Annotated in this window: 20 protein-coding genes, 3 tRNA genes and 1 pseudogene; 17 read left to right on the forward strand and 7 right to left on the reverse strand. The window is 70.8% G+C overall.

Annotated features, from left to right (window positions below; translation table 11 throughout):
- Window positions 1-231 precede the first annotated feature (231 nt).
- The 7 genes from gyrB (at window position 232) to EAO77_RS07495 (ending at window position 9669) form a co-directional block, all read left to right on the forward strand.
- Entirely contained in the window at window positions 232-2301 is a 2070-nt protein-coding gene (gyrB, locus tag EAO77_RS07465) for a DNA topoisomerase (ATP-hydrolyzing) subunit B (RefSeq protein WP_147987261.1), read from the forward strand.
- 41 nt (window positions 2302-2342) lie between these two features.
- Window positions 2343-4934 (forward strand): DNA gyrase subunit A, encoded by a 2592-nt coding sequence (gene gyrA, locus EAO77_RS07470; RefSeq protein WP_147987262.1) that lies wholly within the window; start codon window positions 2343-2345, stop codon window positions 4932-4934.
- Window positions 4935-5048: 114 nt separating this feature from the next.
- Window positions 5049-5621, forward strand: a complete 573-nt coding sequence (locus tag EAO77_RS07475; RefSeq protein ID WP_147987263.1) for a DUF3566 domain-containing protein — start codon at window positions 5049-5051, stop codon at window positions 5619-5621.
- Between the two features lie 82 nt (window positions 5622-5703).
- Window positions 5704-5777: transfer RNA gene (locus EAO77_RS07480), tRNA-Ile, on the forward strand.
- 179 nt (window positions 5778-5956) lie between these two features.
- Entirely contained in the window at window positions 5957-6091 is a 135-nt protein-coding gene (locus tag EAO77_RS39425) for a DLW-39 family protein (protein ID WP_003958712.1), read from the forward strand.
- A 171-nt stretch (window positions 6092-6262) separates the two neighbouring features.
- Window positions 6263-8233, forward strand: a complete 1971-nt coding sequence (locus EAO77_RS07490; RefSeq protein WP_261993831.1) for a vWA domain-containing protein — start codon at window positions 6263-6265, stop codon at window positions 8231-8233.
- A complete protein-coding gene (locus EAO77_RS07495; RefSeq protein WP_147987264.1) occupies window positions 8230-9669 on the forward strand; it encodes a hypothetical protein in 1440 nt (479 codons plus the stop codon). Before EAO77_RS07490 ends, EAO77_RS07495 begins: the two co-directional genes overlap by 4 nt.
- 39 nt (window positions 9670-9708) lie before the next feature.
- On the opposite strand, the gene EAO77_RS07500 is transcribed toward EAO77_RS07495, so the two are convergent.
- The gene (locus EAO77_RS07500) at window positions 9709-10974 is read right to left on the reverse strand and encodes a serine/threonine-protein kinase (RefSeq protein WP_147987265.1); all 1266 of its coding nucleotides are present in this window, start codon (window positions 10972-10974) and stop codon (window positions 9709-9711) included.
- Window positions 10975-11020: 46 nt separating this feature from the next.
- Window positions 11021-11569: a helix-turn-helix domain-containing protein gene (locus EAO77_RS07505; protein WP_147987266.1), complete on the reverse strand. Its 549-nt coding sequence runs from the start codon at window positions 11567-11569 to the stop codon at window positions 11021-11023.
- A gap of 197 nt (window positions 11570-11766) precedes the next feature.
- On the opposite strand from EAO77_RS07505, the gene EAO77_RS07510 reads away from it, so the two are divergent.
- Window positions 11767-11839: transfer RNA gene (locus tag EAO77_RS07510), tRNA-Ala, on the forward strand.
- A gap of 53 nt (window positions 11840-11892) precedes the next feature.
- On the opposite strand, the gene EAO77_RS07515 is transcribed toward EAO77_RS07510, so the two are convergent.
- Window positions 11893-11965: transfer RNA gene (locus tag EAO77_RS07515), tRNA-Ala, on the reverse strand.
- A 49-nt stretch (window positions 11966-12014) separates the two neighbouring features.
- Window positions 12015-12233, reverse strand: a complete 219-nt coding sequence (locus EAO77_RS39430; protein ID WP_261993832.1) for a DUF5933 domain-containing protein — start codon at window positions 12231-12233, stop codon at window positions 12015-12017.
- Between the two features lie 127 nt (window positions 12234-12360).
- Between EAO77_RS39430 and EAO77_RS07525 the strand changes: the two genes are divergently transcribed.
- Entirely contained in the window at window positions 12361-13671 is a 1311-nt protein-coding gene (locus EAO77_RS07525) for a phosphatase PAP2 family protein (RefSeq protein WP_147987268.1), read from the forward strand.
- Between the two features lie 319 nt (window positions 13672-13990).
- Window positions 13991-14293, forward strand: a pseudogene (locus EAO77_RS41260) (DUF6344 domain-containing protein); the annotation flags it as partial.
- Between the two features lie 376 nt (window positions 14294-14669).
- Here EAO77_RS41260 and EAO77_RS07535 read toward each other — a convergent pair.
- Window positions 14670-15341: a DUF5324 family protein gene (locus EAO77_RS07535; protein WP_147989012.1), complete on the reverse strand. Its 672-nt coding sequence runs from the start codon at window positions 15339-15341 to the stop codon at window positions 14670-14672.
- A gap of 272 nt (window positions 15342-15613) precedes the next feature.
- On the opposite strand from EAO77_RS07535, the gene EAO77_RS07540 reads away from it, so the two are divergent.
- Both EAO77_RS07540 and EAO77_RS07545 read left to right on the forward strand, forming a co-directional pair.
- Window positions 15614-16147 carry a peptidylprolyl isomerase gene (locus EAO77_RS07540; RefSeq protein WP_147987269.1) on the forward strand — a complete coding sequence of 178 codons (534 nt, stop codon included), beginning with the start codon at window positions 15614-15616 and terminating at the stop codon, window positions 16145-16147.
- A gap of 127 nt (window positions 16148-16274) precedes the next feature.
- Complete coding sequence (locus EAO77_RS07545) at window positions 16275-17177, forward strand: rhomboid family intramembrane serine protease (RefSeq protein WP_147987270.1); 903 nt, start codon at window positions 16275-16277, stop codon at window positions 17175-17177.
- 273 nt (window positions 17178-17450) lie between these two features.
- On the opposite strand, the gene crgA is transcribed toward EAO77_RS07545, so the two are convergent.
- The gene (gene crgA / locus EAO77_RS07550) at window positions 17451-17708 is read right to left on the reverse strand and encodes a cell division protein CrgA (protein WP_147987271.1); all 258 of its coding nucleotides are present in this window, start codon (window positions 17706-17708) and stop codon (window positions 17451-17453) included.
- A 141-nt stretch (window positions 17709-17849) separates the two neighbouring features.
- Here crgA and EAO77_RS07555 point away from each other — a divergent pair, with 141 nt between their 5' ends.
- From EAO77_RS07555 to EAO77_RS07575, 5 genes are all read left to right on the forward strand, one after another.
- Window positions 17850-18617: a DUF881 domain-containing protein gene (locus EAO77_RS07555; RefSeq protein ID WP_147987272.1), complete on the forward strand. Its 768-nt coding sequence runs from the start codon at window positions 17850-17852 to the stop codon at window positions 18615-18617.
- A gap of 156 nt (window positions 18618-18773) precedes the next feature.
- Window positions 18774-18947 (forward strand): hypothetical protein, encoded by a 174-nt coding sequence (locus EAO77_RS07560; RefSeq protein ID WP_147987273.1) that lies wholly within the window; start codon window positions 18774-18776, stop codon window positions 18945-18947.
- Complete coding sequence (locus EAO77_RS07565) at window positions 18944-19582, forward strand: aminodeoxychorismate/anthranilate synthase component II (protein WP_147987274.1); 639 nt, start codon at window positions 18944-18946, stop codon at window positions 19580-19582. Before EAO77_RS07560 ends, EAO77_RS07565 begins: the two co-directional genes overlap by 4 nt.
- Complete coding sequence (locus tag EAO77_RS07570; protein WP_147987275.1) at window positions 19579-20961, forward strand: class E sortase; 1383 nt, start codon at window positions 19579-19581, stop codon at window positions 20959-20961. The genes EAO77_RS07565 and EAO77_RS07570 overlap by 4 nt, the downstream gene beginning before the upstream one ends.
- A gap of 26 nt (window positions 20962-20987) precedes the next feature.
- Complete coding sequence (locus EAO77_RS07575) at window positions 20988-21665, forward strand: class E sortase (protein ID WP_147987276.1); 678 nt, start codon at window positions 20988-20990, stop codon at window positions 21663-21665.
- 263 nt (window positions 21666-21928) lie between these two features.
- Here EAO77_RS07575 and pknB read toward each other — a convergent pair whose 3' ends face one another.
- Entirely contained in the window at window positions 21929-23929 is a 2001-nt protein-coding gene (gene pknB / locus EAO77_RS07580) for a Stk1 family PASTA domain-containing Ser/Thr kinase (protein WP_147987277.1), read from the reverse strand.
- Window positions 23930-24025 lie beyond the last annotated feature (96 nt).

Raw genomic sequence — 24025 nt, forward strand, 5'->3', positions numbered from 1 at the left:
GGGTTGACAGGCCGAAGCGCTCAAAGCCGCTGTGAGCCTCCTGGAGCCCCTTCCCGGATATGGGGAGTCGGACGGAGGCGGTTGAGGGCGGCACATGCGGACTCAGCTACCGGCAAACCCCCATTCGTGTCGCCGGTACCGGTAGACTGGTGGACAATCCCGCGTCCTGGCGGGACACGTCGATTAGCAGCCGAACGACGCAGCCGGTCCCGCTACCCCGGAGAACGGCCTGTGCTGTGCCAGAAAGGGCGCTTCGTGGCCGATTCCGGCAACCCCAACGAGAACATCCCGTCCAACACTGCCGGTGGGAGCGGCGAGGCCGGCGCCTCGTACGACGCCAGCGCGATCACGGTCCTCGAGGGCCTGGACGCGGTCCGCAAGCGCCCCGGCATGTACATCGGGTCGACCGGTGAGCGTGGCCTGCATCACTTGGTGCAGGAGGTCGTCGACAACTCCGTCGACGAGGCCCTCGCCGGGCACGCGGACACGATCGACGTCACGATCCTCGCCGACGGCGGCGTGCGCTGCGTCGACAACGGCCGCGGTATCCCGGTCGACATGCACCCGGTGGAGAAGAAGCCGGCCGTCGAGGTCGTCCTCACCGTCCTGCACGCGGGCGGCAAGTTCGGCGGCGGCGGCTACGCCGTGTCCGGCGGTCTGCACGGTGTCGGCGTCTCCGTGGTCAACGCGCTGTCCACCAAGGTCTCCGTGGAGATCAAGCGTGACGGCTACCGCTGGACGCAGGACTACAAGCTCGGTGTCCCCACCGCCCCCCTCGCCCGGCACGAGGAGGTCGAGGACTCCGGCACGACCGTCACCTTCTGGGCGGACCCGGACGTCTTCGAGACCACCGACTACTCCTTCGAGACGCTCGCCCGGCGCTTCCAGGAGATGGCCTTCCTCAACAAGGGCCTCACCCTGACGCTGACCGACGAGCGCGAGTCGGCCAAGGCGACGATGAACGCCGACGACCCGGACGCCGAGGCGGCCGACGAGCAGCCGGCGCGGACGGTGAAGTACCACTACGAGGGCGGCATCGTCGACTTCGTGAAGTACCTCAACTCCCGCAAGGGCGAGCTGATCCACCCGACCGTGATCGACGTGGAGGCCGAGGACAAGGAGCGGATGCTCTCGGTCGAGATCGCGATGCAGTGGAACTCGCAGTACACCGAGGGCGTGTACTCCTTCGCGAACACCATCCACACGCACGAGGGCGGTACCCACGAGGAGGGCTTCCGCTCCGCGCTGACGGGTCTGGTCAACCGTTACGCCCGGGACCGGAAGCTGTTGCGCGAGAAGGACGACAACCTCTCGGGCGAGGACATCCGCGAGGGTCTGACGGCGATCATCTCGGTCAAGCTGGGCGAGCCCCAGTTCGAGGGCCAGACGAAGACCAAGCTGGGCAACACCGAGGCGAAGACCTTCGTGCAGAAGGTCGTGCACGAGCACCTGACCGACTGGTTCGACCGCAACCCGAACGAGGCCGCGGACATCGTCCGCAAGTCGATCCAGGCGGCCACCGCCCGGGTCGCGGCCCGCAAGGCACGCGATCTGACCCGCCGCAAGGGCCTGCTGGAGTCGGCGTCGCTCCCCGGCAAGCTGAGCGACTGCCAGTCCAACGACCCCACCAAGTGCGAGATCTTCATCGTCGAGGGTGACTCCGCCGGCGGCTCGGCCAAGTCCGGCCGCAACCCGATGTACCAGGCCATCCTGCCGATCCGCGGCAAGATCCTGAACGTCGAGAAGGCGCGCATCGACAAGATCCTGCAGAACACCGAGGTCCAGGCGCTGATCTCGGCCTTCGGCACTGGGGTCCACGAGGACTTCGACATCGAGAAGCTCCGCTATCACAAGATCATCCTGATGGCGGACGCCGACGTCGACGGCCAGCACATCAACACCCTGCTGCTGACCTTCCTGTTCCGCTTCATGCGGCCGCTGGTCGAGGCCGGGCACGTGTTCCTGTCCCGCCCGCCGCTGTACAAGATCAAGTGGGGCCGTGACGACTTCGAGTACGCGTACTCGGACCGTGAGCGCGACGCCCTGGTCGAAATGGGCAAGCAGGCCGGCAAGCGCATCAAGGAGGACTCGATCCAGCGCTTCAAGGGCCTCGGCGAGATGAACGCCGAGGAACTGCGGGTGACCACCATGGACCAGGAGCACCGGGTGCTCGGTCAGGTCACGCTGGACGACGCGGCCCAGGCCGACGACCTGTTCTCGGTGCTGATGGGTGAGGACGTCGAAGCGCGGCGCTCGTTCATCCAGCGCAATGCCAAGGACGTCCGCTTCCTCGACATCTGAGTCGGTCTCAGCTGACCGCACGAAAGGACCGAAGACCAGCAATGGCCGACGAGAACACCCCTGTGACCACCGAGGACGAGGGTCCGCAGATGCGGATCGAGCCGGTCGGTCTCGAGACCGAGATGCAGCGCTCGTACCTCGACTACGCGATGTCCGTCATCGTGTCCCGCGCGCTGCCCGACGTCCGGGACGGACTCAAGCCCGTCCACCGCCGGGTGCTGTACGCCATGTACGACGGCGGCTACCGCCCCGAGAAGGGCTTCTACAAGTGCGCCCGCGTCGTCGGCGACGTCATGGGCACGTACCACCCGCACGGCGACTCCTCGATCTACGACGCCCTGGTGCGTCTGGCCCAGCCATGGTCGATGCGGATGCCGCTGGTCGACTCCAACGGAAACTTCGGCTCACCGGGCAACGACCCGGCCGCCGCCATGCGCTACACCGAGTGCAAGATGGCGCCGCTGTCCATGGAGATGCTCCGGGACATCGACGAGGAGACCGTCGACTTCCAGGACAACTACGACGGCCGCAACCAGGAGCCGACGGTCCTGCCGGCCCGCTTCCCGAACCTGCTGGTCAACGGCAGCGCCGGTATCGCGGTCGGCATGGCCACCAACATCCCGCCGCACAACCTGCGCGAGGTCGCGGCCGGTGCCCAGTGGGCGCTGGACCACCCGGAGGCCACCCACGAGGAGCTGCTCGACGCGCTGATCGAGCGGATCAAGGGGCCCGACTTCCCGACGGGCGCCCTGGTCGTGGGCCGCAAGGGCATCGAGGAGGCGTACCGCACCGGACGCGGCTCCATCACGATGCGCGCCGTCGTCGAGGTCGAGGAGATCCAGAACCGGCAGTGCCTGGTCGTCACGGAGCTTCCGTACCAGGTCAACCCGGACAACCTCGCGCAGAAGATCGCCGACCTGGTGAAGGACGCGAAGATCGGCGGCATCGCCGACGTCCGCGACGAGACCTCCTCGCGCACCGGTCAGCGCCTGGTCATCGTGCTCAAGCGGGACGCGGTCGCCAAGGTCGTGCTGAACAACCTGTACAAGCACACCGACCTTCAGACCAACTTCGGCGCCAACATGCTGGCCCTGGTCGACGGCGTGCCGCGCACGCTCTCGCTGGACGCGTTCATCCGCCACTGGGTGACGCACCAGGTCGAGGTCATCGTCCGGCGCACCCGTTTCCGGCTGCGCAAGGCCGAGGAGCGGGCGCACATCCTGCGCGGCCTGCTCAAGGCCCTGGACGCCATCGACGAGGTCATCGCGCTGATCCGGCGCAGCGACACCGTCGAGGTCGCCCGCGGCGGCCTGATGGACCTCCTCCAGATCGACGAGATCCAGGCCAACGCCATCCTCGAGATGCAGCTGCGCCGCCTCGCCGCCCTGGAGCGCCAGAAGATCATCCAGGAGCACGACGAGCTCCAGGCGAAGATCAACGAGTACAACGCGATCCTGGCCTCCCCGGAGCGGCAGCGCGGCATCATCAGCGACGAACTCACGGCGCTGGTCGACAAGTTCGGCGACGACCGCCGTTCCAAGCTGGTGCCCTTCGACGGCGACATGTCCATGGAGGACCTGATCGCCGAGGAGGACATCGTCGTCACCATCTCGCGCGGCGGCTACGTGAAGCGCACCAAGACCGACGACTACCGGTCCCAGAAGCGCGGCGGCAAGGGCGTGCGCGGCACGAAGCTGAAGGAAGACGACATCGTCGACCACTTCTTCGTCTCCACCACCCACCACTGGCTGCTGTTCTTCACGAACAAGGGCCGGGTCTACCGGGCCAAGGCGTACGAGCTGCCGGACGCCGGCCGGGACGCCCGCGGCCAGCACGTGGCCAACCTGCTGGCCTTCCAGCCCGACGAGCAGATCGCCCAGATCCTCGCGATCCGCGACTACGAGGCCGCCCCGTACCTGGTGCTCGCCACCAAGGCCGGTCTGGTCAAGAAGACGTCGCTGAAGGACTACGACTCCCCGCGCTCCGGCGGTGTCATCGCGATCAACCTCCGCGAGACCGGGTCCGGTGCGGACGACGAGCTGATCGGTGCCGAGCTGGTCTCGGCGGAGGACGACCTGCTGCTCATCAGCAAGAAGGCGCAGTCCATCCGCTTCACGGCGACGGACGAGGCGCTGCGTCCGATGGGCCGTGCGACGTCGGGCGTCAAGGGCATGAGTTTCCGCGCGGACGACGAACTGCTCTCGATGAATGTCGTCCGGCCCGGTACGTTCGTCTTCACCGCCACCGACGGCGGGTACGCGAAGCGGACACCGGTCGACGAGTACCGGGTCCAGGGTCGTGGCGGCCTCGGCATCAAGGCTGCGAAGATCGTGGAGGACCGCGGATCGCTCGTCGGTGCGCTGGTGGTCGAGGAGACGGACGAGATCCTCGCCATCACGCTGGGCGGCGGTGTGATTCGTACGCGAGTCAACGAAGTCAGGGAGACGGGCCGTGACACCATGGGCGTCCAACTGATCAATCTGGGCAAGCGTGATGCCGTCGTCGGCATCGCACGCAACGCCGAGGCGGGCCGCGAGGCCGAAGAGGTCGACGGGACCGAACCGGTCGACGGTGAGACGGCCGAGGCGGCCGCCGAGGGCACCCCGTCCTCGGCAGGGGAGCACGAGGAGTAGAGCGTGAGTGGAGCCACGGGCGCCGGAGCGGCCGCTTCCGGAGCGAACGGTGCCCGTGGCCCTGCCGCGGACTCCCAGGGTGGGCACCCCACCGCTGACGACAGGGGGACTACGGTGACCGACACCAGGGGCGGGCAGCCCCAGTACCAGATGTTCGGCGGCGAGCAGCCTGCTCCGCAGCAGGCCGGCCAGCCGTACCACCCGCCGCAGGCGTATCCCTCGCCCGGCGGCGCCCAGGACGGCAGGCAGCAGGCCGGCCGTCAGGGCGGGGGCGCCGCCGTGCGCCGGCCGCGTACGGGCGCCAGCACGACGCCGCGTACGCGCAAGGCGCGGCTGCGGGTGGCCAAGGCCGACCCGTGGTCGGTGATGAAGGTCAGCTTCCTGCTCTCCATCGCCCTGGGCATCTGCACCGTGGTCGCGGCCGCGGTCCTGTGGATGGTCATGGACGCGATGGGCGTCTTCTCCACCGTGGGCGGCCAGATCAGTGACGCCACCGGCTCCGGGGACAGCAACGGCTTCGACCTCCAGTCGTTCCTGTCGCTGCCGCGGGTGCTGGTCTTCACCTCGGTCGTCGCGGTGATCGATGTGGTCCTGGCCACGGCCCTGGCCACGCTCGGAGCCTTCATCTACAACCTCTCCGCCGGTTTCGTGGGCGGTGTGGAGCTCACCCTCGCCGAGGACGAGTAGCGCTCCACGGGGGTCCTCGGATTCCGATTTTGGCGCTGCACGGTGGGTGCGCTAATCTTCAGAGGTCAGCGCGCAGCGCGGAGGGGCTATAGCTCAGTTGGTTAGAGCGCATCCCTGATAAGGATGAGGCCACAGGTTCAAATCCTGTTAGCCCCACAGTGACGATCGGCCCGGACGGAGACTCTCCGCCCGGGCCGATCTCGTTTGCCGGGCACCCGAGTTGAGGCTTCGGCGGCGCGGCCGACCGGTGCACGCAGGTCACCGATCGGTATCGGTCGGTGTGTATAGTCGGGCGCCAGAAGTCCTCATACGTCAAGGAAAGACGAGGTCGCGCGGTGAAGAAGCTTCTCCTGGTCGCACTGGCCGCCATCGGCGGGCTCCTCGTGTACCGCCAGATCCAGGCGGATCGCGCCGAGCAGGATCTGTGGACGGAGGCGACCGACTCCGTGCCCGCAGGTTCGGGTGTCTGAGACGCACAGTCCTGGAGACGAAGCCCCGGCCGCTCAGCGGCCGGGGCTTCGTGCCGTCCCGGGCCCCTTCGCGGCACGCGCTGTTGCCGGACCGTGACGCAACCCCCTTGAGTTCACCTCCGCAAATGACTAGCTTGCGAGAGCAAAGTCCGGCTGTGGAGGGGGAACACGGTGAGAGCAGGACGGCGCCGCCGCGAAGCGGTGGCCGCGATCGGTGCGGCGCTGCTCGTGCTGGCCGCGGCACCGCTGCCCGCCGCGGCCTCGGAGGCCGCCGGGCGGGCTTCCAGGGCACCGCAGACGAGCGCGGGCAGCGGTCTGGTGATGGTGCTGGACTCGTCCGGCTCCATGGCCGAGGACGACGGCACCGGACGCACGCGGATGGAGTCGGCCCGCCAGGCCGTCGGCACCGTCGTCGACGCCCTGCCCGACGGCCATCCGACCGGACTGCGGGTCTACGGCGCCGACCGCCCCTCCGGCTGCACGGACACCCGTGCGGTGCTGCCCGTGCGGCCACTCGACCGGGCGGGCCTGAAGGACGCCGTCCGCGGGGTGCGGCCCGGCGGGGACAGCCCGGTCGGGCTCGCGCTCACCGAGGCGGCGCGCGATCTCCCGGCGACGCCCGGCAGGACCGTCGCCACCCGCACGATCCTGCTGGTCTCCGACGGCGAGGACACCTGCGGAGGCCCCCGGGCGTGCGAGGTCGCCGCCAGGCTTGCCGGGGCCGACGCGAGCCTGCGCGTCGACACCGTGGGCTTCCAGGTGGGCGGCGCTGCCCGCGAGGAACTGGAGTGCGTGGCCAGGGCCGGCCACGGGCGCTACCACGACGCCCCCGACGCGGACGCGCTCGCACGCCAGCTCCAGCGCTCCGCCGGGCTGTCGGCCGACGGCTACCGCTTCCGCGGCGCACCGGCCGCCGGCACGCCCGGCCCCGCCGGCGCACCGCTGCTCGTGCCGGGCCGGTACCTGGACACCATCGGCCCCGGCGAGCGGCGTCACTACGCCGTCGACCTCGACGCCCGCTCCACCGTGACCTTCGCGGCGACCGCGGTGCCCCGGCCGGGCACCGCGGTCGGCCCCCGTGACGGGCTGCGCACCCGGATCGCGTACGGCACGGAGGGTTCGTGCGGGTCGCGGACCGAGTACGTCGGGCAGGACGAGGGCGCGGCCCCGCTGACCTCCGCCGTGACACGTGTCCCCACCCCTCGGGGCGGCGGGCGCTGCGACCGGGCGGGCGGCTACCGGCTGGTCGTGGAGCGCGAGAGCGGGGCGGACACGGATTCCGCCCGCTGGCCCCTGGAGCTCGCCTACGAGGCACAGGAGCCGCTCGCCGAGGGGGTGACGCCCGCTCAGTCGCGGCCCGGGTACGGCAGCAGCGCGGACGCCGTGCTTCCGGCGGGCGATCCGACGGAGATCGCGGGCGGCACCGGCTTCAACGACGCCGAGGAGATCGCGGACGGGGTGTGGCGGGACGCGCTGCTGCCGTCGCAGACGCTCTGGTACAAGGTCCCGGTCGGATGGGGCCAGCAGCTGCGCTACGACGTGGAGTTCGGCAACGAGCCGCCCGTCGACGGCGGATCGGCGGCGCGTTCGTACGGGGCGACCCAGGTGTACACCCCGGCCCGCGTGCCGGTCGGTCCGGGCGCGGCGGGGTTCAGCCGTACGACCGCCTACGACGGCCGCCCGGCCGTGCTGGAGATGGGCACGGTCCCCGTCGCGTGGACCAACCGCCACGAACACCACCCGAACGTGGTGCCCGTGCACACGGCCGGCGACTTCTACATCGCCGTGACCCTCGGCGCGAAGGCCGCCGAGATCGCCCGGAACGCGCGGATCGCCGTCGTGCTGCGGGTGGCCGTCCTCGGCGACGAACTGGCCGGACCGCAGCACGACGCACCCGTGCGGGCCGGCGGGGGAGCCGGGGCGGGGGACAACAGGGGTGATTCGGCCGCGGGCCGAGACAGCGCCCCCGGCGCCGGGGCAGGATGGTCCGGCGCCGCGCAGGCGGCCGCGGTGGGCGGCGGCGCCGTTCTGGCCGCGACCGTCCTGGCGGTGCTCCTGCGGCGCAGGGCGGCGGCCACGGGGCCCCATGGCCGCGCGACGGACGCCTGGACGGACTCATCGAGCACGAGGAGAAGCGCGTGAAGAGGCAGCGCGGCAGGACACGGCTGGCGCTGGCCGGTGTCGTGGCGGTCTGTGCGGCGGCCGCGCTGCCCGCGCCGGCCCGGGCGGCGGGCGAGCCCAGCCCCTACTCGTTCGACAGCGCCGCGAAGGCCGTCGCGGGCACGGCCGTGAACACGAACGGGCCCGCGCTGGAGGCCGGTTCGACGTACAAGGACAGCATCAGGCCCGGCGAGAAGCGCTACTACCGCATCGATCTCGACGCGACGTCGAACGCCTACGTCTCCGCCGTCGCCGTCCCGAAGCTCGCGACCAAGGTCTCCTACGCGGACGAGCTGTCGGTGAGCGTCGAGAACCGGTCGGGCACCTCGTGCAGCGAGGGCGAGGCCCGTTTCGGCTCGGCGGCCTACGCCCGCCCGGTGGCCGACTACGCGAGCCGCAGGGTCGACAAGGAGAGCACCACCTGCCAGGAGGCGGGCCCCTACTACGTGCTGCTGGAACGCAAGGGCGAGGCCACCTCGTCGCCGGAGCCGTGGGAGGTGGAGCTCCGCTTCGTCACGGAACCGAAGCTGAGCGGGAAGGCGCCCACGGCGGCGCCCGAGAACTGGCCGTCCGCCTCCCCCGCCGCCCCGGCGGGCGGACCCGTCGTGCGGGCGGGCGGGAACGGCTTCCACGACGCGACCGGCCTCGCACAGGGCGAGTGGCAGGACGAGATCCGGCCGGGCAGGACCCTCTTCTACCGGGTGCCCGTGGACTGGGGTCAGCAGGTCTTCGTCAGCGCCGACCTCGGCAGCAGCACGGCGGCCGATCCCGGGAGCGTCAGCAGCGCGCTGGCCCTCGCGCTGCACAACCCGGCGCGGGGCCTGGTGGACGAGGAGTCCGGCGTCTACTACGACGGCAAGCAGAAGTCGCTCGCCCTCGACCCGCTGCCGCCCGTCGCCTACGAGAACCGCTTCGACTCCGACAGCACCGTGAGCGCCGTGAGGTTCGCCGGCTGGTACTACCTCTCGGTCACCCTCAGCCCCGAGATCGCGGACGAGTTCGGGGACGAGCCCCTGCCGCTGACCCTGCGGGTGAACGTCGAGGGCGACGCCCGGTCCGGACCGGGCTACGACGGTCCGGCCGGCGACTTCCAGGTCACCGACGACGACCAGGAGGCGGCGGACAGCGGCAGGAACGCCGCCGAGGAGTCCACGAGCGCCACCATGCGCGTCGTGGCCGCGGCCGGGATCGGCACCGGCACGCTGCTCGTGCTCGCGCTCGGGCTCTGGACGCTGCTCGCCCGCCGCCGCGCGGCCGACCGCCAGGGGGACCCGGTGCAGCTCCCGGCACAGGCGCACCCTGCGCCCGGCCAGGCCCCGGTGCCCGGTCATCCGGCCGGATACGGCTACCCGCCGCCGCAGGGCGGCCCGGGGCAGGGCTACGGGTACGGACAGTACGGTCCGCCGCCGGGGCAGTAGACCCGGCGGCGAGGGCGCCCGGCGCCGGCCGGCCCCGGGTCAGGCCTGGGTCAGGGCCCAGATGCCCACGGCGAAGCAGAGCAGCGCGACGATCAGCACCGGGACCGCCACCTTCGGGGGCGGTCCCGGTCGTGTGCGCACCGCCGGAGCGGGGGCGGGCGCGACCGGGGCGTGCTGCTGCTGCGCCGTGTAGGCGCGGGTCTGCGGCTGCTCGTACCGCACCGGAGCCGTCGGGTCCGAGGGCGCGTGCGCGGGAACGGGAGCGGGCTCGGGAAGGACGGGAGCGGGCGGGACCGTCCGCTGGGGCGAGGGCTGCTGCGGGGCCGTCTGCTGCGGGGGCGGCGCCAGATGGAAGCTGCCCGTCCGCGAGGCCGCCGGTGGTTGTGCCGCGGGTTGCTCGGGGGCGGCCCCGGTCTGCTGGTCGCGCTGGGGGCCCGCGGGCCCGAATCCTGCGGGCAGCGGGCCGATCTGGTCGAAGATCTCGACCGGCTCCTCGCCCTGCCCTGCGTCCGGCAGCGCCTCCACCGCGGCGCTCAGGGCCTTGCGCGCCCCTGTCGCCGTACGGAAGCGGGCCTGGGGGTCGGGCTGGAGAAGACCGGCGAGGACCTGCCACAGGGGCTCGGGGATGCCCTGGGGCGCTCCGGGGGTGCCGTGCCGTGCGAAGTGCTCGATCAGGGCCTGGGAGTCCGGCTTGCGGCCTTCGAGGAGGTAGAGGCCGACCAGACCGACCGCGAACAGGTCGGCGGTGAAGTCCGGCTCCGCGCCGAGCATCTGCTCGGGTGCGAAGTAACCCGGAGTGCCGACCACGTAGTTGGTCTCCGTCAGCCGCGGTTCGCCCTTGCGCATGGAGATGCCGAAGTCGGAGAGGCGCAGATGCGGCCGCCCCGTCCCGGTCGCCTCCATCAGGATGTTGGCCGGCTTGATGTCACGGTGCACGACGCCCTCCGCGTGCACCGCGGCGAGCCCGGACAGCAGCTGGTCGAGGAGCGTGCACACGAACCGGGCGGGCAGCGGGCCGTAGTCGCCGATCACATGGGCCAGCGACCCCCCGCTGACCAGGTCCATCGTGAACAGCACCTTGTCGTCGTCCGCGGCCCAGCTCGCGGGCGCCAGGACGTGCGGATGGTCGATGCGCAGCGCCTGCTCGCGGACGAAGCGCAGCAGGGTGTGCGCGTCGCTCTGCTGGAGCACCTTGGCCGCCACGTAGCGGCGCCGCCGGTGGTCCCAGGCACGCCAGACCGCGCCGACCCCGCCGCGTCCGATCGGGTCGATCAGTTCGTACCGACCAGCGAAGACCTCACCCATGGTGCCGCGCCCGCTCCTGGTTCCCTCGTGGAGGCGTACGCCTCGCTCAGCTCTGGTGCGCCTCGTAGTGGGCGACGGCGTCCGCTGTCCGGCCCGCTCCGTACACCCGGAGGAACTCTGCCAGTTCCGGGTGGGTGGGGGCGAGGGAGTCGGCCGCGTCGATGATGTCGCCCGCCGCCGCGACCGAACGCAGCAGCGACTGGATCTCGCGGACGACACGGCGCACGGTCGGCGCCCCGGAGGTGCCGGCGGACTGGCTCGTGCCGGTGAGGACGGAGCCGCCCTGCGACTTCTTGATCTCCTCCATCCGGCCCGTCGCCTCGACCGCGCTGACGCTGCCGTCGGCCACCTGGCTCGCGAGTTCCTGGAGCGCCTGGACCCGCTGGACCACGGCCGGATTGCCGATCTTGGCGCGCTGACCGCTCATCAGCTGGGAGAGCATCGGAGCCGACAGCCCGAGGACACCCGCGAGACGCGCCTGGTTGAGGCCCAGGTCGTCGATGAGCCGGCGGAACAGTGCGCCGAGCGGTTCCCCGTACCAGCTCCGCTGCAGTTCCCGGGCTCTTGCGGTCGTCTCCTGCTGCGCTGCGTCCATTGCGTCTCCCCATCGCTTCCCCAAGCGGCTTCGCTGCTGCGAACCTCGGGAGCATCTTACGGAGCGTGGTCGTCCACCGGGAGGCCCATGGGGAGTCCCGTGCTGCCAATCCTTTTGCAGGATCACGGGGGTGACCCGCTACTCTTGAGCACGGCGGTGGCCGGGTGACCGGACCACCTCCTCGTGCACACCCTCACGGGGCCTTAGCTCAGTTGGTAGAGCGCTGTCTTTGCATGGCAGATGTCAGGGGTTCGACTCCCCTAGGCTCCACTCGTGAAGACCCTTCCGACCTGCGAAAACGCGGTCCGGAGGGTCTTCACGAGTGGAGCCTAGGGGAGTCGAACCCCTGACATCTGCCATGCAAAGACAGCGCTCTACCAACTGAGCTAAGGCCCCGTGAGGGTGTGCACGAGGAGGTGGTCCGGTCACCCGGCCACCGCCGTGCTCAAGAGTAGCGGGTCACCCCCGTGATCCTGCAAAAGGATTGGCAGCACGGGACTCCCCATGGGCGCCGCCCCGGCAGGCCGTAGCGGCGTGCGGTGAATTCCAGCGCCATGAGGAATCCGAGGACGGCGACAGCCGCTACGGCCCAGAGTCTCGCCCGTGGTTGGTGCCGTATGTGTATCAACGTCGACCGCTCCGCTCGATGGTGACCGGACCGCACTCCTTCCGTCTCCCCGGAGGGGCGGTCCGGTCACCATCGAGCGGAGCGGTCGACGTTGATACACATACGGCACCAACCACGGGCGAGACTCTGGGCCGTAGCGGCTGTCGCCGTCCTCGGATTCCTCATGGCGCTGGAATTCACCGCACGCCGCTACGGCCTGCCGGGGCCGATCACCACCCAGGCCCGGGAGGTGATGTTCCCGCCCAAATCGGGCGGCATACTCTACGCCGGCATGGCGCTGACGATGGTGGTGCTCACCTGGCGGCAGCGCTTCATCGCCCTCGGGGCGGCGATCGGGATCGACCTGGCCTTCTGGGCGGTCCGCTGGGCGGCCGGCATCGAGGTGACCGGCGGCCACCCCTTCGGCAACGGCGCGCTGTGGGTGATCCTGGGCGTCGCCGTCATCGCCGTCACCCGCCGTACCGGCACGGAACGGCTGCTGCTGCTGAAGGGCGCGGGCCTGGCGCTGCTGCTGGTGGCCGGACGCAAGACCGGCGACACCTGGCTGCTGATCACCTCCAGGACCCGCCCCATGGTGCTCGACCAGTACGTCGCGACCGCCGACCACGCGCTGGGCGACCCGTCCTGGCTGGTGGGCCGCATCGTCACCGCCACCGGCCCGATCGGCTTCAACATCCTCGACTTCGTCTACGGCCAGCTGCCGGTGGCCGCGGTCGTCGTCGCCCTGTACCAACTGCGGCACGTGGCCTGCGAACGCCGCTTCCCGGTCCATCACCTGGTGCGCACGTTCCTGCTGATAGGCCTGCTCGGGCCCGCCTTCTACATGCTCTTCCCGGTGGTCGGCCCGCTCTTCGCCTACGGCACGGGAGCGGAGCACTGGGCGTCGATCAGCCTGTGGTCGCCGGACATGATGCCGAGCGCGCAGTGGGCGCTGGGCGACCTGTGGCCCGACACCGCCCCGCCCCCCGGCACCCCGCAGCCCATGCCGTTCGACGAGTTCACCCCGCGCAACTGCATGCCGAGCCTGCACACGGCGTGGGCCACCGCGATCTTCCTCCACACCCGCAGGAGCCCCGGGTTCCTGCGCCACGCGGGAACGTTCTGGCTGATCGCCACCCTCGCCGCGACCCTCGGATTCGGCTACCACTACGGCGTGGACCTCATCGCCGGCGTGGTGTTCACGCTCACCATCGAGGCGGCTCTGCGCACATACGACCGGGGCTGGGACCGGTCGGGTCTGCGGCTGGTGGCCTACGGCACCGCCGTCTTCACCGCGCTGCTGCTGTCGTACCGCTATCTGCCGGTGGAGATGGCCCGGCACCCGTGGATCGCCGGGCCTCTGCTCGTCCTGGCGATGGCGTCGGTGATCTACGCCTATCTCCGCACCGGCGCCCGCTGGGAGCGGGACTCGGCACCGGACGCCGCATCCGCCGACTCCGGCCGGGCCGGGGCCGGGGTGGCGCTCAGGGGATGAGGGAAGCCGCGTCCTGCGGCTCCCTCCCCGCAAGGTCGGGGACCTCGCGTCCGGCGGCCGACGCGGTCCGTTCCACCGCCTCCGACGAGGCCCTGACCTGCCCTTCCGTCCCGGTCGGGCAGGTCTTCTCCCCGGTTCCTAGCGTGTGTCCGGCCGCTCCGCATCCCGGACTGGGCGATCCGGGGCGCACGGGCCGTGGGCCGTCCGGGTGGTGTTCATCCGAAGAACTGCGCGGCAGGGGCGTCGCTCCCACACTCCTCGAGATGCGTACACATCATGAGAAAGGTATGTAAAGCGCTCAACCCGAAAGCGAGGGGTCATGGCCGCCTTGAAGGTCAGGAATCTGTGGACCGCGTTCGTCACCGCGTTCTTCGCACTGCTTGCCTCGGTGGGGCTCACCACCGCCACCGCGACCGCCGCCACGTCGCACCCGGCCGTCGCCGCGCCCGACGAGCCCGCCCGGGCCGGCAGCCGCACCGCCGGTACGAGTGTGCCGGAACAGAGCAGGAGGGCGGTGCCCCAGCGACTGCCCGCCGCACGCGGCAGCAGGTCGCTGCCGCCGACGATGAAGCAGCGCATCGGCGCCGAAGCCCACGGCGCCTCACCCGCCACCCGACGTCTGCGTGACCGCGAGGCCGAGGCCGCCGCGGCCGCCGAGACCGAAGGCCGTGCCGTGACCGCGTCCGCCACCGTCCCGGCCCCCGCCGCGGCCGCCGTCCCGGAGCGCACGCGCCGCGCCGCACTCGTCGCCGGTACCGCCGGAGGATCCCAGGAGACGACGACCTCCGCACCGTCCGGCCCGGCCGCGTCGACCCGTTCCACCGCGACCGCCGCTCCGTCCTCGCCCGCGACGGCCGGTTCCGCCGCGTCCGCCGCGCGGGCCGCGTCCCGCTCGTCCGCCCCGGCAGGCACCCGTGACGCGTACACCGTGGCAGCATGAGACGCCGGGAGCGGTGTTCGTGCCTCCCGGCGTCTCGGGACCTCGGGCCGGAGCCCTGTCAGCGGTTCTCGTCGCCGTCCGCCTCGTCCTGCTTCGCCCGGACCTCGGGATCGAGATCGGCCTTGGTGCTGCCGTCCACCGACGACAGCGGAGTCCGGTCGGAGACCTCGGTCGCGGCCGGCGGTTCCACCAGCCAGTCCGGGTTGGCCTGCTTGTCCCACCACTTCCATGCGGCGAAGGCGCCTCCCGCGATCAGGCCGGCCAGTGCGACACCCTTGAAGACACGTCCGGCCCTGCAGCGCCGCTCGTGCTTCCTCACCAGCTTCTGGATGTCCTTCGCCGACACCTGTCCGCGCAGGGCGGCGAGTGCGGCGGCGGACCTGGCCGCGGCCTCCGAGCCCACCGGCCTGGCGACGGCCACCGCGTGCCCGACACGGGGGACGGTGTAGTCGGCGGCCTGCCGTGCCGCCTTCCTGGCCTGGAGGGCCGCTCGCTGCGCCGTCTCGTCGATCTTCGGCGGCACATGCGGCGCCACATGGACGCCGTACTGCACACGTGCCTGAGCAGCGGCCTTGGAGACTGTCGGCGCGAGCCGGGCACGGGCCTCACGTGTGTAGAGAACGGCATGGTCCTTGGCCGAACCGGCGTAAGGCGCCACCACTTCCGCGGCGTGCAGCACGCTGTCCTTCGCCGTATCGGTCGCGGCGCGCACGCTGTCGATGCGGGTCACGGGATCCTCCTCCTCGGTGGCGTTGTGGACGACTGAGGTTTTGTCCGCAGTCGGCATGAGTTCCGCCTTTCCACCCGATGCGAAATCATGCCCGTTGAGAGCCGCCTCGGCATGCGGGGCTGGCATCCGGGTCATTGCGGCACGTGACGGAGGCATGCCCCGTCCGCCCGCTGACGCGCCGGTGCGCGATCGCCACCGGCCGCTTCTGCATGCCCTCCGCCCTTCCGTGCGAGGATCAGGCGCGTCAGAGGAAGACTTACGGAAGGCAGACCGTGGCCGAGCAGCTGTACGCCACTTTGAAGACCAACCGCGGCGACATCGAGATCCGGCTCCTGCCGAACCACGCGCCCAAGACGGTCAGGAACTTCGTCGAGCTCGCGACCGGTGAGCGGGAGTGGGTCCACCCGGCGACGGGCGCCAAGTCCACGGACCGGCTCTACGACGGAACGGTCTTCCACCGCGTGATCAGCGGTTTCATGATCCAGGGCGGCGACCCCCTGGGCAACGGCACCGGCGGCCCGGGATACGAGTTCGCCGACGAGTTCCACCCGGAGCTCGCCTTCGACAAGCCGTACCTGCTGGCCATGGCCAACGCCGGCCCGGGGACCAACGGCTCCCAGTTCTTCGTCACCGTCGCGCCGACCGCCTGGCTGACCCGCAAGCACACCATCTTCGGCGAGGTCACCGGTGACGCCTCCCGCAAGGTGGTCGACGCGATCGCCGGCACCGCGACCAACCCCCGCACCGACCGCCCGGTCGAGGACGTCGTCATCGAGTCCGTCGTGGTGGAGACCCGGAAGGGCTGAGGAGTCCGTCGTGAGGGGGACCCGGAAGGGCTGAGCCCGCCCGGATTCCCGCGTGGGAACCTTTACGCCCCGTCCGTCCGTAAGGATGGACGGGGCGATGTCGCGAGCCCAAGGACGAGGGGACCTCATGGACCAGGCGCCAGGCAGTCCGCAGGAGCCGCAGGGCACCCATGGTGTGCCCGGCTGCTACCGCCATCCGGACCGGGAGACCGGCATCCGGTGCACCCGCTGCGAGCGGCCGATCTGCACCGACTGCATGGTCAGCGCCTCCGTCGGCTTCCAGTGCCCCGACTGTGTGAGGACCGGCTCCGGCACGGGCCACGCGCCCGGCGCGAGCATGCCCCGCACGATGGCCGGCGGGGCGGTGACCTCCGACCCCCGGCTGGTCACCAAGATCCTCATCGGCATCAACGCGGCCGTCTTCGTCGTCGGCCTGGCGCTGGGCGACGACTTCCTCAACCGGCTGACGCTGATCGCCGGCGCCTTCGACCGGGAGCTGGGCGAGCCCGTCGGGGTGGCCGCCGAGGACGAGTGGTACCGCCTGCTCACCTCCGTGTTCCTGCACGCGGAGATCTGGCACATCTTCTTCAACATGCTGCTGCTGTGGTGGCTCGGCGGGCCGCTGGAGGAGGCACTCGGACGAGTGCGCTTCCTGGCGCTCTACCTGGTGTCCGGGCTGGCGGGCAGCGCCCTGACCTATCTGATCGCCGAGCCGAACCAGGGCTCCCTCGGTGCCTCCGGGGCGATCTACGGTCTCTTCGGCGCGATGATCGTCCTGATGCGCCGGATGCGGTACGACCTGCGGCCCGTCGTCGCACTGCTGGCGATCAATCTGGTGATCACCTTCGTCGCGCCCGGCATCGCCTGGGAGGCGCATGTCGGCGGCCTGGTCGGGGGCGCCCTCGTGGCCTACGGGATGGTCCACGCGCCGAAGGGCCGCTGGCGGACACCGGTGCAGTTCGGCTCCTGCGCGCTGGTCCTGCTGATCGCCGTCGTGCTCATCGCGGTGCGTACCGCCGAGCTCACCTAGCGAGATCCTGCTTCCGGCGGAGCTTTCCCCACAGTTGTCCACAGCGTGTGCCGGATGGTGTGCATGTCGTGGGGAACAGACGTGCCCCTCGTCACTGACCTGGGAATTCCCGGTCAGGACAAGGGGCACGGTACGTCACCGGCATGGCCGAAGAAGTCACATCGGCGTCAACGTCCCGAGAGTTATCCACAGATCGTCAGACCTTTTCCCCCGGCTGTGGAAAACCGTGTGGACAACCTCAGGGCAGAGCTTGACGACCGGCCTGCCGGGACGCTACTTCCACTGCGTCGAGACGCCGAAGCCCGCCGCGATGAAGCCGAAGCCGGCGACGATGTTCCAGTTGCCGAAGCTCTGGATCGGCAGCTCGCCCTCGGTCACGTAGAAGAGGACGATCCAGACGAGACCGATGAGGAAGAGCGCGAGCATCACCGGAGCCACCCAGCTTCGGCTGGTCAGCTTGATGGTCGCCGCCTGCTTCGAGGCCGGCGGCGGCGTGAAGTCGGCCTTCTTGCGGATACGTGACTTCGGCACGAGGGACTCTCCTGTCGATGCGCTGCGTGACCGCGCAGGTAACTGTGGCTGGCGCCGTGGCGGGCGCCGAGGGGGACCGCTGCCTCCCCCGGGCGTCCGTTAGCGTAGTGCTTCCGCGGTGCCGAAGGAGATAAGGGTACGTTGAGCAATTCAGCCGACTCCCCCCGAGGGCCGGTCAGCCGCTTCACCTGGCGACCGGTCCGCCTGCTCACGGCTGCGGTTTTCGCACTCGCGGGCGTCATCTTCGTGACCAGTTTCAACACCGCAAAGGGTACGGACCTGCGGACCGATGCGTCCATGCTCAAGCTCAGCGACCTGATCAGGCAGCGCAGCACCGACAACGGGGACCTGGAGGAGTCGACCGCGGCCCTCCGCCACGACGTCGACACCCTCGCCCGCCGGGACGACGGCTCGACCGAGGCGCAGGACGCGGAGCTGGCCGCGCTGGAGAAGGCGGCCGGGACGGAGAAACTGACGGGCGACGCGGTGAGCGTCACCCTCGACGACGCCCCACCGAACGCCCAGGCTGCCCCCGGCTACCCCGAACCGCTCGCCAACGACCTGGTCATCCACCAGCAGGACCTCCAGGCGGTCGTCAACGCCCTCTGGCAGGGCGGCGCCGAGGGCATCCGCGTCATGGACCAGCGGCTGATCTCCACCAGCGCCGTGCGGTGCGTGGGCAACACCCTGATCCTCCAGGGCCGCGTCTACTCCCCGCCCTACAGGATCACCGCGGTCGGGGACCGGGACAGCCTCAAGAAGGCCCTCGCCCAGTCGCCCGCCGTCCAGAACTACCAGCTGTACGTGAAGGCCTACGGGCTGGGCTGGAAGGTCGACGAGGACGACTCCGTGACCCTGCCCGGCTACACGGGCACGGTGGATCTCCACTACGCGGAACCCGTCGAGTGATCATCCGTTCCACCGGCGTGGCGGCAGGCGTCCGCTCGCTGGGGCCGAACCGGCCGCCCGTGCTGTGACGGACGGCAAACGGCAGGCTTTCCACAGCTGACCCACGGGCCCCCGCCGACCTTTAGTCTGGTCCCGTACCGAACGGAAAGGGACGGCATGTACGGCTGGATCTGGCGGCATCTGCCGGGGAACGCATGGGTGCGGGGGATCATCTCGCTCGTGCTGGCCCTCGCGGTCGTCTACGTGTTGTTCCAGTACGTCTTCCCGTGGGCGGAACCGCTGCTCCCGTTCAACGACGTGACGGTCGACGGAGAGGGGGCCGGCCGGTGAGCGCGCGCATCCTGGTCGTCGACAACTACGACAGCTTCGTGTTCAACCTCGTCCAGTACCTGTACCAGCTCGGCGCCGAGTGCGAGGTCGTGCGCAACGACGCAGTCCGCCCCGAGCACGCGCGGGACGGCTTCGACGGCGTGCTGCTCTCCCCGGGCCCCGGGGCTCCCGAGGAGGCCGGGGTCTGCATCGAGATGGTGCGCCACTGCGCCGACAACGGCATCCCGGTGTTCGGTGTCTGCCTGGGGATGCAGTCCATGGCCGTCGCGTACGGGGGTGTCGTCGACCGCGCCCCCGAGCTGCTGCACGGCAAGACCTCGCCCGTCACCCACGAGGGCAAGGGCGTCTTCGCCGGGCTTCCCTCGCCCTTCACCGCGACCCGCTACCACTCGCTGGCGGCCGAACCGGCCGAGCTGCCCGACGAGCTGGAGGTCACCGCTCGCACGGCCGACGGCATCATCATGGGCGTCCGGCACCGTGAACTGCCGGTCGAGGGGGTGCAGTTCCACCCCGAGTCCGTTCTGACCGAGCACGGCCACCTGATGCTCGCGAACTGGCTGGAGCAGTGCGGGGACACCGGCGCGGTCGGGCGTTCGGCGGGACTCGCACCGGTGGTGGGCAAGGCACTGGCGTGAGCGCCGGGCACCCCGGGCACGAGCACGAGGAGCCGGCCGGACACGGCGGCGAGGGCTACGACCCGCTGACCGATCCGCTGCCCCGGAGCGGCCACGGCTCGCCCTGGTTCAGGACGTCCGGCGTCCCGGCCGAGGACGGGCCCGCACAGGAGCCGTACGTGCCGGGGACACCGCCCCGGACGTACGTTCCGCCGCCGGACCAGGAGCCGTACGACTGGTACGACCGCGAGGGCTACCGCCAGGACTGGTACGGCCCCGACGGTGCCGGCGGACCCGAGGCGCCGCCCGCACCCGCGCCCGGATACCCGCAGGCCCCCCCTGTCCCCCGGGCCCGTCATGCCGCCGTGCCGGGACCGGCCGGGGACCGTCCCGCCGGGCCCGGGCCCGCCGTGGCGCCCGGAGCCGGACTCCTGCCCGGGCCCGAGGCCGCGGGCGAGCCCGTGCCGGAGCCGGTGGCAGTGCCCGAACCGGCGCCCCTGGCCGACCCGTTGCCCGTGGCCGACGACGAGACGGTCGCGCTGCGCACCGCGCAGACCCGCCGTGCGGCAGAGGTGCCGCCCGGCCCCGGGCGGGCCGAACGCCGCCGGGCGGCGAAGGGCCGCGGCCACCGGCGCGGTGCGCCCGCCGCCGCCGCGGCGGGCGGGGCGGCGGCCGGGCCCGTGAAGCCGATGTCCCGCATGGAGGCCAGACGCGCGGCCAAGGCGGCGAAGGACAGCCCCGCTGTCGTCGCGAGCCGGGCGATCGGCGAACTGTTCATCACCTTCGGCGTGTTGATGCTCCTCTTCGTCACCTACCAGCTGTGGTGGACGAACGTGCTGGCCGGACAGCAGGCCGACAGGGCGGCGAGCAGGATCCAGGACGACTGGGCCAAGGGCCGCAAGCCCGACGCCTTCGAACCGGGCCAGGGCTTCGCCCTGATGTACATCCCCAAGCTCGACGTCGTCGTCCCCATCGCCGAGGGCATCGACAAGCACAAGGTGCTCGACCGCGGCATGGTCGGGCACTACGCGGAGGGCAAGCTCAAGACCGCCATGCCCGAGGACGAGCAGGGCAACTTCGCGGTCGCCGGCCACCGCAACACCCATGGCGAACCGTTCCGCTACATCAACCGCCTCGAACCGGGTGATCCGATCGTCGTCGAGACGCAGGACACCTACTACACGTACGAGATGGCGAGCATCCTGCCGCAGACGATGCCGTCCAACGTCGCCGTGATCGATCCCGTGCCCCGCGGTTCGGGCTTCACGAAGCCCGGCCGGTACATCACACTCACGACCTGCACCCCGGAATTCACGAGTACCTACCGGATGATCGTGTGGGGCAAGATGGTCGAGGAACGGCCGCGCAGCCAGGGCAAACCGGACGCACTCGTCGGCTGAGACACTTCGAGACAGGAAAAGGTGCTGTGGCACGTGCACGAGGCCGGATCGCCGGCGCCATCAGCGTCTTCGGAGAGCTGCTGATCACCACGGGCGTCGTCCTGGGACTCTTCGTCGTCTACTCGCTGTGGTGGACGAACGTCCTCGCCGACCGGGAAGCGTCCGCGCAGGGCGACCGCATGCGCAACGGCTGGGAGAGCACCGGCCCCGGGGCGCTGGACACCAAGGACGGCATAGGTTTCCTCCACGTACCGGCCATGGACGAGGGCGAGGTGCTGGTCAAGAAGGGCACCGACACCAAGGCGCTCAACAAGGGCATCGCCGGCTACTACACGGACCCCGTCGAGTCCGCCCTCCCCTGGGACGCCCAGGGCAACTTCTCGCTCGCCGCGCACCGGGACGGGCACGGCGCCAAGTTCCACAACATCCACAGGATCAAGAACGGTGATCCGATCGTCTTCGAGACGAAGGACACCTGGTACGTCTACAAGGTCTACAAGACGCTCCCCAAGACCTCGAAGTACAACGTGGACGTGCTCCAGCCCGTCCCGGAGGAGTCCGGGAAGAAGAAGCCGGGCCGCTACATCACGCTGACGACGTGCACCCCCGTCTACACCTCGGACTTCCGCTACATCGTGTGGGGCGAACTGACCCGCACCGAGAAGGTGGACGCGAAGCGGACCCCGCCGGCCGAGCTGAGCTGAGGCGGCCGGTCCGGCGACCTGCCGGGTCCGGGCCGGGGACGGCTCCTGGCCTGTCCGGCGGCCTGTCCGTCCCGGGGCCTGCCTGTCCGGCGGCCTGTCCGTCCGGCGGCCTTGCACCCGGGTGTCGGCAGAATGCCGCACTCCGCCGCCCCCACGAGACCCCCCGAAGGCTCCGCAGGGCCCTGCCGGCGGCTGCGCGGACCCACGGGAAGGCCCCGGCACCTGGTGAGGCGCCGGGGCCTTCCCATGGCCGTCGTACGGCGTCAGCCGTCGTTGCCGCCGATGAAGCCACCGCCGTTGCCGTTGCCGCCACCGCCGAACGTCTCGAGGACGATGGGCGTCGTCGCCGGGTCCACGGGCGTACCGGGCGTCGGGTTGGAGTTGCGGACGATCGCGTTGTCGTCACCCGGGTTGCCGGGGGCCACCGAGACGTTGGTGAATCCGGCCTGCGCCAGGATCTGCTTCGCCTCGGCCAGGCGCTTGCCCAGGATCTCGACGGGCACCGGCGACTGCGTCTGCTGCGGGCCCTTGGAGACCTGCAGGGTGACCTTCGAGCCCTTGGTGACCTTGCCGGGCTGCGGGTCCTGCCCGACGATCTGGTCCTTCGGCTGGTCGGAGTCGACGTCGACCCTGACGACCTCGAACTCGGCGATCTCCAGCTGGGCCTTGGCATTGGCGAACTGCTGGCCCACCACGTTCGGCAGGTCCTGCTTCGCCTCCTTGGCGACCGTCAGAGTCACCGTGGCGCCCGTCTCGGCCATGCTGTCGGCCGGCGGGTCCTGCTCCAGCACCGTGCCGGGCTCGGCCTCCGAGGACTCGGACTCCTTGATCTCGACCTTGAACTTGTCCTTCTCGAGGATCTCGGTCGCCCGCTCCCGCTCCCGGTCCACCACGTCGGGCACCTTCACCTGCGGGGCGCCCTCGGAGACGACGATGGTGATCGTGTCGCCCTCGTTCATCTTGGCGGGCGGCTCGGGGTTCTGGCTGCAGATGCTGCCCTTGGGCTGGTCGCACCGCTCCGGGGAGGACTGGGTGATCTGCACCTGGGCGTTCCGGGCGGCTTCCTCGGCCTCCTGGAGCGTCTTGCCCACCAGCTGCGGAACCGGCACCTGGGCCGACCCCTCGGTCTGGTCGAAGATGGTCCGGCCGATCAGGATCGCGCCGATCAGCACCAGGATGCCCGCGACCACCAGGAGGATCGTCGAGGTGTTCGACTTCTTCTGGCGCCTGCGGTCCGGGCGGTCGTCGTACCCGCCGTAGCCGCCGTCGTCAGGGTTGACCGGCGGCAGCATCGAGGTCTGGCCGGCCGGGTCGGTCTGGCGCAGCGCGGTCGTGGGCTGGTCGTCGGGGGCGTACCCGCCGTAGCCGACCGCACCCATCGCCGCCGTCGCCGCCACGGGCTGGCCGTCGAGGCAGGCCTCGATGTCCGCGCGCATCTCATCGGCGGACTGGTAGCGGTAGTCGGGGTCCTTCACCAGCGCCTTCAACACGATCGCGTCCATCTCGGGCGTGATCTCGGGGTCGAAGTTGCTCGGCGGCTGCGGCTCCTCGCGGACGTGCTGGTACGCCACGGCCACCGGCGAGTCGCCCACGAACGGCGGGCGGACGGTGAGCAGTTCGTACAGCAGGCAGCCGGTCGAGTACAGGTCGGACCGGGCGTCGACCTGCTCGCCCTTGGCCTGCTCGGGCGAGAGGTACTGGGCGGTGCCGATCACGGCGGCGGTCTGGGTCATCGTCATGCCGGAGTCGCCCATGGCGCGGGCGATGCCGAAGTCCATGACCTTGACCTGGCCGGTGCGCGTCAGCATGACGTTGGCCGGCTTGATGTCGCGGTGGACGATTCCGTTGCGGTGCGAGTACTCCAGCGCCTGGAGGATGCCGATGGTCATCTCCAGCGTGCGCTCGGGCAGCAGCTTGCGTCCCGAGTGCAGCAGCTCGCGCAGCGTCGAGCCGTCCACGTACTCCATGACGATGTACGGGATCGAGACGCCGGCACCCCCGCCGGAAGCGCTGTCGTACACCATGTCCTCGCCGGTGTCGTAGACAGCGACGATCGCGGGGTGGTTGAGCGAGGCGGCCGACTGGGCCTCACGGCGGAACCGGGCCTGGAAGGACGGGTCTCGGGCGAGGTCGGCCCGCAGCGTCTTCACGGCGACGGTGCGGCCGAGCCGGGTGTCGTGGGCGAGGTAGACCTCGGCCATTCCACCGCGGCCGAGCACCGAGCCCAGTTCGTACCGGCCGCCGAGGCGACGCGGCTCTTCCATAACCTTCCAGCCCTCTCCGTCAGTCCCGACCGCACCCGTGTGTGGTCCGCCGGTGTGCTGTTCGCGCATACGCTACCGGGCAGGTGATGCCTGCTC

The sequence above is a fragment of the Streptomyces sp. T39 genome, assembly GCF_008042045.1.
GTDB lineage: Bacteria > Actinomycetota > Actinomycetes > Streptomycetales > Streptomycetaceae > Streptomyces.